The organism is Desulforadius tongensis (assembly GCF_016907915.1).
Classification (GTDB): Bacteria; Bacillota; Desulfotomaculia; order Desulfotomaculales; family Desulfohalotomaculaceae; genus Desulforadius; species Desulforadius tongensis.
Genome location: NZ_JAFBCW010000029.1, coordinates 24,716 through 35,356 on the forward strand (window position 1 = coordinate 24,716; position 10,641 = coordinate 35,356).

Annotated in this window: 11 protein-coding genes; all 11 read right to left on the bottom strand. The window is 45.9% G+C overall.

Annotation, left to right across the window (positions count from 1 at the left end):
- Positions 1 to 32: 32 nt before the first annotated feature.
- Positions 33 to 287: a stalk domain-containing protein gene (locus JOC37_RS10845; RefSeq protein WP_204618835.1), complete on the bottom strand. Its 255-nt coding sequence runs from the start codon at positions 285 to 287 to the stop codon at positions 33 to 35.
- A 387-nt stretch (positions 288 to 674) separates the two neighbouring features.
- The gene (ppdK, locus tag JOC37_RS10850; protein WP_204618836.1) at positions 675 to 3,332 is read right to left on the bottom strand and encodes a pyruvate, phosphate dikinase; all 2,658 of its coding nucleotides are present in this window, start codon (positions 3,330 to 3,332) and stop codon (positions 675 to 677) included.
- A 61-nt stretch (positions 3,333 to 3,393) separates the two neighbouring features.
- The gene (locus JOC37_RS10855; RefSeq protein ID WP_338017384.1) at positions 3,394 to 4,197 is read right to left on the bottom strand and encodes a pyruvate, water dikinase regulatory protein; all 804 of its coding nucleotides are present in this window, start codon (positions 4,195 to 4,197) and stop codon (positions 3,394 to 3,396) included.
- A gap of 47 nt (positions 4,198 to 4,244) precedes the next feature.
- On the bottom strand, positions 4,245 to 4,877 hold the full coding sequence (gene ccpN / locus JOC37_RS10860) for a transcriptional regulator CcpN (RefSeq protein WP_204618838.1): 633 nt from the start codon (positions 4,875 to 4,877) through the stop codon (positions 4,245 to 4,247).
- Positions 4,878 to 4,984: 107 nt separating this feature from the next.
- Complete coding sequence (glyS, locus tag JOC37_RS10865; protein WP_204618840.1) at positions 4,985 to 7,063, bottom strand: glycine--tRNA ligase subunit beta; 2,079 nt, start codon at positions 7,061 to 7,063, stop codon at positions 4,985 to 4,987.
- Positions 7,064 to 7,065: 2 nt separating this feature from the next.
- Positions 7,066 to 7,941 (bottom strand): glycine--tRNA ligase subunit alpha, encoded by an 876-nt coding sequence (gene glyQ / locus JOC37_RS10870; protein ID WP_204618842.1) that lies wholly within the window; start codon positions 7,939 to 7,941, stop codon positions 7,066 to 7,068.
- Between the two features lie 16 nt (positions 7,942 to 7,957).
- Positions 7,958 to 8,296 (bottom strand): tRNA-binding protein, encoded by a 339-nt coding sequence (locus JOC37_RS10875; protein ID WP_204618844.1) that lies wholly within the window; start codon positions 8,294 to 8,296, stop codon positions 7,958 to 7,960.
- Positions 8,297 to 8,716: 420 nt separating this feature from the next.
- Positions 8,717 to 9,127, bottom strand: coding sequence for a DUF4342 domain-containing protein (locus JOC37_RS10880; protein WP_204618846.1), 411 nt, complete (start codon positions 9,125 to 9,127; stop codon positions 8,717 to 8,719).
- A gap of 25 nt (positions 9,128 to 9,152) precedes the next feature.
- Positions 9,153 to 9,935, bottom strand: coding sequence for a DNA repair protein RecO (recO, locus tag JOC37_RS10885; RefSeq protein WP_204618848.1), 783 nt, complete (start codon positions 9,933 to 9,935; stop codon positions 9,153 to 9,155).
- Between the two features lie 157 nt (positions 9,936 to 10,092).
- Positions 10,093 to 10,290 (bottom strand): hypothetical protein, encoded by a 198-nt coding sequence (locus tag JOC37_RS10890; RefSeq protein WP_204618850.1) that lies wholly within the window; start codon positions 10,288 to 10,290, stop codon positions 10,093 to 10,095.
- A gap of 110 nt (positions 10,291 to 10,400) precedes the next feature.
- Positions 10,401 to 10,526 (bottom strand): hypothetical protein, encoded by a 126-nt coding sequence (locus JOC37_RS13510; RefSeq protein ID WP_274380960.1) that lies wholly within the window; start codon positions 10,524 to 10,526, stop codon positions 10,401 to 10,403.
- Positions 10,527 to 10,641: the final 115 nt, after the last annotated feature.

Genomic DNA, 10,641 nt, shown 5'->3' on the forward strand with positions numbered 1-10,641 from the left:
CCAAGGTTTTTACCAATGAAGTCTTAAAGGTATCATTTTATCCGTCCATTTACTACCTGGGATGCTACATCCAAACAAACTTCCCTGTCATTAATAAATGCCACATCCTGATTTATAGATAGTTTGATAGTTGTATCATCCTTTTGCCCCATAGCAGAATTTGTATCTTCATCGTACCAAACCCTTGCACCAAGCGATTCAAAGATTTCCCTATATGGTACCATTGTTCTATTTTTATTTTGGTCCACATAAGGTTGTTGATTAAACTGTACCTGTTGATCTTCCACGTAAACATTGACTCCTGCTACTGCCGGTAATCCAAAACATAGTACCATTCCCAGCGCTGATACTATTATCTTGTTGAGTTTAATAAATCTTCCTAATATAAAAACCCCTCCTTTTATCTTTTCTCACAAAATATCTTTGTCCGTACATATATGTATCTTATTACAGAAAAGTATATATTTTACTAAACGTATTTGTCAAGGAAAACTATACCAAAATATAGTTGAAAATCCCCCCCATTTTATGTTCCAAAATACAGGGAATCAATAAAAAATAGGGTATTATCTCTTAAATCACTAAGAAATAATACCCCTGCTTTATTTTATACTAAATCTCTCAAACCCTTGATATATAAGGCTTTGAGGTTACTAACCAACCTATTTTAAGCCTTATTTTGATTGGTCTTTATTGATAATCTTTGCCTGAGCCGCAGCTAACCTGGCGATAGGTACACGATACGGCGAGCAGCTGACATAATTTAATCCAATTATGTGACAGAACTCCACTGAACTGGGCTCGCCGCCATGCTCCCCACAGATACCTATCAACAGGTCGGGGCGGGTTTTGCGTCCCTCTTCCACCGCCATTTTCATCAGCTTACCAACACCCTTACGGTCCAGCACCACAAAGGGGTTCTCTTTTAGTATCTTGCGCTCGGTATAGTGATGCATAAATTTACCTTCTGCATCATCCCGGGAGAAACCCAAGGTGGTTTGTGTCAAGTCGTTGGTACCGAAGGAGAAAAACTCCGCCTGCTCAGCAATTTCACCAGCTAACAGGGCTGCCCTGGGCATTTCGATCATTGTGCCCACTGTGTAGCGGAACTGAACGCCGGTTTCTTCTTTCACTTCTTCAGCTATCTTTGTTACCAATTCTTTTAAGAAACTTAATTCTTTTACTTCAATAACCAGCGGTATTTCTACCTCCGGTATTACTTCATAGCCTTCCCACACCAGTTGGGCTGTGGCTTGGAAGATGGCCCGGGCCTGCATGGCATAAATCTCCGGGTAAGTAATACCCAAACGGCATCCCCTATGCCCCAGCATGGGGTTAAACTCTGTCAGTGAACGAACTTGACGCAGCAGCTTTTCTTTAGCTTTAATTTCTTCTGCATCACCATTTGTCAGCTTTAATTTCGTTATTTCCACTGCCAGTTCCTCCGCGTTAGGCAGAAACTCGTGCAGCGGCGGGTCTAAAAGGCGTATGCAAACCGGCAGACCCTGCATGGCTTTCAATATACCGTAAAAATCATCTTGCTGCATGGGCAGCAGTTGACTTAAGGCTTCCTGTCTTTCTTCCAAAGTGGTGGCCAAAATCATCTTTTGTACGATGGGCAGGCGGTCTTGAGCCATAAACATGTGCTCAGTACGTGTTAATCCAATGCCCTCAGCACCAAATTCCCTGGCTTTGGCAGCATCTTCCGGTGTATCAGCATTGGCTCGCACACCGAGGTCACGAATTTCATCTGCCCATTCCAGCAGTTTCCGGAACTCACTGGATAGTTCTGGGTCAATCATCGGCACTTCACCCAGCATTACATGCCCGGTGCTGCCATCGATAGAAATTGTATCCCCTTCTTTAATTACCAAATCACCGACTTTAAATTGTTTTGTCCCGTAATCAATTTTAATTTCGTCACAACCGCATACACACGGTTTTCCCATACCCCGGGCCACTACAGCGGCGTGACTGGTCATGCCGCCCCTGGATGTCAGCACCCCCTGAGCTGCCACAATACCGTGAATATCATCCGGGGTGGTTTCCATCCGCACCAGTAGAACTTTTTCTCCTTCCTGGCCTAACTTTTCAGCCAAGTCGGCATCAAATACCACTTTACCGGAAGCTGAGCCGGGTGAGGCAGGCAGACCTTTGGCCAGCACTTCCAGCTGGGAATCGGGGTCAATGCGCCGGTGCAGCAGCTGATTCAGCTGTCCCGGCTCCACACGGGTTATTGCCTCTTCTTTGGTAATCAAACCTTCCCCCACCATATCAACTGCTATTTTTATAGCTGCCTGGGCGGTACGCTTGCCGTTACGGGTTTGTAAAATCCATAACTTGCCCCGTTCAATTGTAAACTCAATATCCTGCATGTCCCGGTAATGTTTTTCCAGCAGCTGGCAGGTTTCTGTAAATTGACGGTATACAGCAGGCATTTCCTGTTCCAATTTAGCAATGGGCTGGGGTGTACGAATACCCGCCACTACGTCTTCACCCTGAGCGTTGGTTAAATATTCGCCGTACAGCACTTTTTCACCGGTGGACGGGTTGCGGGTAAATGCTACGCCGGTACCGGAATCATCGCCCATGTTACCAAATACCATTGATACCACATTAACCGCCGTTCCCAAGTCATCGGGAATTTTATGTACTTTGCGGTAGACAATAGCACGCTCGGTATTCCAGGAATTAAACACGGCAAATATAGCTTTAAACAGCTGCTCTATGGGATCCTGGGGAAATGGTTTTCCGGTTTCTTTGTTAATAATCTTCTTATACTTTTCGATTACTTCTTCCCAATCTTCAGCGGTTAACTGATTATCAAACCGTACGCCTCGATCAACTTTTTTATCTTCCAAAACGGCTTCAAATTTATGATGGTCAATACCCAGCACCACATCACCAAACATTTGTATAAAACGACGGTAACAATCATAGGCAAAGCGCCGGTTGCCGGTACAAGCTGCCAATCCTTCCACCGTTTCATCATTCAATCCCAAATTTAAAACGGTATCCATCATACCGGGCATGGATATTACCGCACCGGAGCGCACCGAAACCAGCAGCGGGGTTTTGGGATCACCAAACTTTTTACCTGTGGTTTCCTCCAGCACTTTTACTTTTTCCAGCGTCTGTTCTTCCAATCCCTGGGGAAACTGTTTACCGGCATTATAAAAATCTATGCAGGCCTCGGTAGTAATAATAAATCCCGGAGGCACCGGCAGGCCGATATTAGTCATTTCAGCCAGGTTTGCCCCTTTACCGCCCAATAAATTTTTCATATCTGCCCGTCCTTCGTTAAAAAGGTACACATACTTGGCAGTTGACATAACTCATAAACCTCCCTGGTAAAATTTAGCCAGTTAGCTGGTATTAACCCAAAGAACGGCCTTATTGTTTCTGCCGCTGGCTGCGATAATAATGTTCCAGCACTTTGCTGGCTGTTTCTTCCACTGCTTTATTGGTTGCATCAATGGTAACACAGCCTATCTTTTTCATGATCTTCTCTGCATAGTCCAACTCTTTCAATATCCGCTCCATGCTGGCATAATCGGCATGTGAAGTTAAACCCAGCGTACGCAGCCGTTCCTGGCGAATTACATTTAATTGCTGTGGGCTGACAGTTAAGCCAATTACTTTGCTGGAGGGTATCTTAAATATCTCCTCCGGCGGCGAAACTTCCGGCACCAGCGGTACATTTGCCGCTTTAATCCGCTTGTGGGCCAGGTACATACACAGCGGCGTTTTAGAGGTGCGGGACACTCCTATAATAACCAAATCCGCCTTGATGATACCCCTGGGATCTTTGCCGTCATCATACTTTACTGCAAATTCGATAGCCTCTACCTTGCGAAAGTATTCCTCATCCAACCGGTGTACCAGACCCGGTTCCAGTATTGGTGATTTTTTAGTTATATTACCCAGGGCATTCATCAGCGGGCCCATTATGTCCACCACGATAATATTGTTGCGGTCGGCTTCTTGTACCAGCGCTTCTCGCAGTTCAGGCAGCACCAGTGTGTAGGCAATGATACAGTTCTGCCCCGCTGCTTCTTCCACCACATCGTGAATGTCACTAATGCTGTTGACATAGGGTATACGCTTTATTTCAACACTGCCGTGATTAAACTGGCTCACGGCAGCTTTGGCCACCAATTCAGCGGTTTCGCCAACGGAATCTGACAACACATATATTTTTGGCTGCGATGCTATCTCACTAATGGCAAACGCCCCCCTGCTATCTATTCTTCTCCCAACTCCACAAACAGTTGAGCGATGTTGGTTTTAGTGAAACGCCCGATAACTTCGTAATGATCATCCGCTTCCCCCTGTATCGGGCGTACCACCGGAAGACAGTCCACTTCATGGTTTAATAACCGGCGTGCTGCCAACCATACTGAGTCCTCAGGGTAGGCACATACGACATTAGGCATCCTGGTCATTATTACACCCACCGGTAATTTATGAATATCCTGCCCACCAAGAGTATTCTTCAAAAAATCTTTTCTGGATATTACCCCTTCTAGTTTACCCCCGTCTCCAACAACAATTAACGTGCCAACATCTTCAATAAACATGGTGACAATGGCATCATAAACGGAACAGTTTTCGTTAACTACAATGGGTACCGATTTGACGTCTCCCACTTTTAGTTTTTTAAGCCTATCAGCCACTACCTGCCCGGATGTTTTTCCACTGTAGAAATAACCCACACGGGGACGGGCTTCCAAAATATTGGCCATGGTTAAAATAGCCAAATCCGGTCTTAATGTAGCCCTGGTTAAATCTAACTTTTCCGCAATCTGTTCACCAGTGATGGGGCCATCTTTTTTTACTATTTCCACTATTTTTTGCTGGCGCTCGGTTAACTCCATCCCATCACCCCTTTTGATAATTGTGACATACTAATTATATTTGATATGTCTTAAAAAATCCCTTCTTGAAAACAAATAAAATTTTTTAGTATACAATAATTTCTTTGTTATGCCACAACTTTGGAAAAATCAGCTATGCTTTTCATCTTTTCAGCCAAGTTATATAAAAGCGCCAGGCGGTTATTACGCACCTGTTCGTCATCTACCATTACCATTATCTGCTCAAAAAATTTGTTAATGGGCTCCAGCAGCAGAGCTATTTCATTAAAAACAGCTACATAATCTTTATTTTTCATATACAAAACCATATTATTTTTAAAATTCACATATGCCCGGTAGAGCTCTTTTTCCGGCTGTTCCTGTAAAAGTTTTTCGTCTACAGTTCCACCCGGTGATTTTTTAGCCAGGTTGTTAACCCGGTTAAAGGCAGTCAGCAGGTCATCAAAGGCCGGCCGGCGTCGGAACTCCGACAGCGCCCTGCCGCGATTCCAAGTATCAGCAATGACATCAAAGCCTGCTTCCAAAACAGCATCAATAGTGTCATATGAAAAACCGCGCTCAGAAAAGACACCTTTTATACGCTGTTTAAAAAACTCCTGTACTTCTTTAACCACTTCACCGGCATTGAGTTTTAATTTTTCCTTATCCTGGTAACCGCTGTAAGCCAGGCTGATCATTTCCCTTAAAGAAAGGGGTAAGTCGGCATCCAAAAGAATGTAAGTAATGCCCAGTGCCTGCCTTCTCAAGGCATACGGATCTTGGGAACCGGTGGGCTGAATACCTATGGCAAAGCATCCTACAATGCTGTCCAGCTTATCCGCCAAACTCAGCAGCTGCCCGGTAATACCGGCAGGCAGGTCATCCCCCGCATACCGGGGCAGGTAATGCTCATAAATGGCCCGGGCCACTTCACTGTCTTCACCGTTTTTCAGCGCATATTCCCGTCCCATGATACCCTGCAGCTCGGGAAATTCATAAACCATATTGGTAACCAAATCTGCTTTGGCCAGATAAGCAGCCCTGGCCAGCTTATCCCTTTGTTCTTGGTCAACACCAAGTTTAACAGCTAAAGAGTCTGCCAGTTTGGCAATACGCTGGACCTTTTCGTACATTGTGCCCAGCTCTTCCAGCCACACCACTTTCTTCAGTTCATCCACCTTGTCGGACAGGGAAACTTTTAAATCTTCTTTATAGAAAAACTCCGCATCGGCCAAGCGGGCAGCCAGCACCTTTTCATTGCCCGCGGTCACTATATCCAGGTGCTTTTCTGTACCGTTTCGCACGGCAATAAACCTGGGCAGCAGTTTGCCGTCAGCATCTAATACCGGGAAATAACGCTGGTGCTCGCGCATGGGAGTAATAATAACCTCACTGGGCATATTTAAATAGTGTTCTGCAAAACTGCCCATTAAAGCAGTGGGATATTCCACAATGTTGGTTATTTCATCCAGCAGTTCCTCATCAAATTCCACCCGGCCGCCAACACTGCCGGCTAAATCCTGCACCTGCTGCCAGATCACCCGGCGGCGTTCTTCGCCATCCACCATTACATATCCTTCACTCATCACTTCAAAATAATGTACAGCATCATTCACCTTTAACGGACCGTCACTTAAAAAGCGATGGCCGTATGTAAACCTATTGCTGGCTAAATTGGCCACCGTGAAAGGAACCACATCAGCACCGAACAATGCCACCACCCAGTGAATGGGGCGGGCAAACCGGTAGTCCAGATTTCCCCAGCGCATCGGCTTGGGAAAACGCAGGCCGGATATTAACTGCGGGGCAAGATCCGCCAGCACCTTTTCGGTGGGATGACCTTCTTCCTTCACAATGGCATACATATATTCCACTCTGCCAACGGTTTTAACTACTAAATCTTCCACATTAACTCCCTGGCTGCGGGCAAAACCCATGGCCGCCTTGGTGGGATTGCCTTCTTCATCAAAGGCCACCTTTTTGGCCGGTCCCTTTGCTTCTTTGGTCAGTTCAGCCTGCTGCTCATCTAATTGTTTAACATACAGCACCAGGCGGCGGGGGGTACCATATGTTTTTATTTCCTCATATTTCAGGCGGTGCTCTTCAAAGGCCTTTTCCGCTAATTCTTTAAATTGTTTTAAAGCAGGATTGATAAAACGAGCCGGTATTTCCTCTGTTCCTATTTCCAGCAAAAAGTCTTTAGCCATTTTTATTCCTCCTTTTTCAGCAGCGGAAATCCAAGTTTTTCACGCTGTTCAACGTAACGCCGGGCACACATCCGGGCCAGGCTGCGCACCCTGGCAATATACCCGGTACGCTCGGTAACACTGATGGCCCCCCTGGCATCCAGCAGGTTGAAAGTATGGGAGCATTTTAAAACATAATCATAGGCCGGCAGCACCAGTCCCTTTTCTGCCACTTTAACGGCCTCTGATTCGTACATATCAAACAGCTTAAACAGCATGTCAACATCCGCTTCTTCAAAGTTATATGCGGAATGTTCCACTTCACCCTGGTGGTGTACATCACCGTATTTAATTCCCTCTACCCACTGAATATCAAAGACGCTGTCTACACCCTGTATAAACATGGCCAGGCGTTCCAGGCCGTAGGTAATTTCTGCTGATACCGGCTTGCAGTCAATACCTCCGCACTGCTGGAAGTATGTAAACTGGGTTATTTCCATGCCATCCAACCATACTTCCCAACCTAAGCCCCAGGCCCCAAGGGTGGGGGATTCCCAGTTATCTTCAACAAAGCGAATATCGTGTTTATCCGGGTCAATACCAATGGCCCGCAGGCTTTCCAGGTAAACATCAATTACATCTTCCGGAGAGGGTTTTAATATCACCTGGTACTGGTAATAGTGCTGCAAACGGTTGGGGTTTTCCCCGTATCTTCCATCGGTGGGACGGCGGGACGGTTCCACATAGGCAACTCGCCAGGGTTCAGGCCCCAGCGCCCGCAAAAATGTGGCCGGGTTCATGGTACCTGCACCCTTTTCTATGTCATAGGGCTGCTGAATAATGCAGTTTTGTTCAGACCAAAATTTGTTTAGAGTCAATATCAGCTGTTGAAAATTCACTTTTTATTTTCCTCCCTTAACTGATTCTTAAACCGTTTTCCACCGGGCGTTCCGGCTGTAAAAGTACCACTTTGCCGTCGCTCTGCACTGTTCCCAAAACCAATACTTCAGACATAAACTTTGCCACCTGCCGGGGTGGGAAATTTACCACCGCAATCACCTGGCGGTGCAAAAGGTCTTCTTTGCTGTATAAATCAGTGATTTGGGCACTGGATTTTTTAGTGCCTACTTCTGCTCCAAAGTCAATCCATAATTTGTAGGCCGGTTTACGTGCTTCGGGAAAATCCTCCACTTTAATTACTGTGCCAATACGGATATCAATTTTAAAAAAGTCATCAATAGTTACCTGCTGCATAGGTACACCTCCGACAAAATTTTTAAATGGTATCTTACTAAACCGGCAGCTTTTTTTGTAACGTTTGCTGAAATTCCTCTGCCGGTCCCGTAAAGCGGTGTGTTTGGTACTTAAACCAAAAAACCTCTCGTCCCGATAATCATCAGGGACGAGAGGTTCTCCCGCGGTTCCACCCTGGTTGACCGCCCGGCGGCCCACCTTGTAAATGCAAGCTTTACTCACCTGCGGCAGCCCGCAGGCTTTCCTCTTGCGGCTTGGGAACCCCCTTCACACAAGCTGTTTTACCGGGCTCGCACCATTCCCGGCTCGCTGGGAAAACTACACCTGGCTACTCTTTCCCGCATCGCCTACAATATATGCCTTTACAGAAAAATTCTATATTTCTATCTTAGATTTGTCAAGTTTCAGCTGACAAAAACATTAATTATAACTATAGTCCTGCCTTTCTTCCTGGCGCTCTATTTCTAATGTATAATTATTGGCCATGGCCACCAGCGTTCCCACCGCACCCAGCACCGCCAGTTCTGAATTGTACAGGGCTCCCACAACACCGGCTACACCAAGTGTGGCCGGTATATCCACCACGGTGCGTCCATCTTTTTTTATTTTAATACGGGTACTCTGCCCCATATCCAGCAAACTTTTCAACTGCTCCACCGCTTCTCTGCCGCGGCCCTGAATCTTTTCACCGATGTGAAGATTGCGCTGTTCCAGGCTGATCAAGGCCTGAACCACATCACCATCCATTTGATCCAAAGCTTCTTTGGCTTCCTTATAGCTCACTCCCAAGCGGGCCCGAAGCAAATCAATCTTTTCTAAATCGCTGGTCATTTTGTCACCCCTTCTAAAGTAACTACTAATATTTACCCCGCCAGAGAGGTTTTTTATGCAGAAATTCTAAAAAATCCAGCGATTTAGCCCGTCTTTCCAGGTAATGCCTGGTAAGAGAGCGCAGCACTCTTTTTAACTGGTTAAATATCACCGGCGGCATTTCAATTTCGGGCAGCCCACCGGGCCTAGTTACAAGGAGCCGGCGCATCAGGTGCAAAGTCTGCTCATTTATGGCCAGCGCTTGGGGATCCGTTCCACGGCAGTTTTCACACATCACTCCGCCATTTTTAACACTGAAGGTTATTTTATTACCCTTTATCCCGGCACCACAATTAACACAGCAGCCCAGTTCGGGCAAATAACCCATTAACCCCATCATTTTTAATTCAAAACCGGCCACCATTTTTTCTGCCCGGGGTAAATCTATAAACGGCCGGTTCAGCCATCCCAAGGTAGTGAGCAGCAGCACAAAAAGCGGTTCATTTTGCTGGTACTCAGCACTCAAGCCATCCACCAGCTCACAAAGATACAAAGCCAGGGTTAATTTTTCCAGGTTGCCGCGCAGTTCGGTAAAGAACGTTATTCCATCACACTGGCTGACGGAATCCAATTCTCTGCCCCGGTACAGCAGCATCCGGGAATGACACAAGGGCTGAACCGCCCCGCGCTTGCGGCTGGTGGCCTTACTCGCCCCGTGGGCCACTACCCGCTGCTTACCATATTCACGGGAAAAAATGGTGATTATTTTATCTGCCTCGCGCATGGTTTTGAGGCCTAAAACCACCGCCTCTACCTGGTACAACTTCAATATCTGCATCCACCTCTAATGAGATTATTCTTTTATTTTCAATTCTACTTTTTTAGCAGTATTCCTTTGGTTTTAACATAAACCAGAATTTAGTGCTGGTAATAATAAATTTCGGGTAGGGCAGTTTAAACAGGTTGAAAAACCGGTGAGCCATATTTTAGTGAAAATTAATGCTGCCACCACCAAATAATATGGCGGCAATAATTAACAGCCGGAAAGCCTGCCAATATGTAATTTGCTTCAACCCAAACACCTGGGGTACAGTAATATTCCAAAGCCACATTAACAGCCCGGCCAAAACAAACAATACCAGTACGGCCAAAACTATCATCCCAATTGACCTTACAAAAAACATAATAACACTCCCAACAACCGGTTAGCCAGCTGCTAACCTTTAAATAATATACTTGAAATAATCATTATGCGAAAGGCCTGCCAGTACGTAAGCTCTTTAAGCCCGAATACCTAGGGAATGGTAATATTCCAAAGCCACTGCAGTAACGCCGCCAGAATAAAAATTAACAGCACAATAACTACCAAACCGACAAACAAATTTGATGCCAAATGAGTATTATACACAACATGCTCCACGTTAAATCACCTCCTTGGACAGTGAACTACCCCTCCCTTCGCTCCGCTCAGGAAGGGGCTTCCTGGACGAAACGAATTCGTAGGTTTCCTGCTTCATCGTAACCCTGACGGGTTA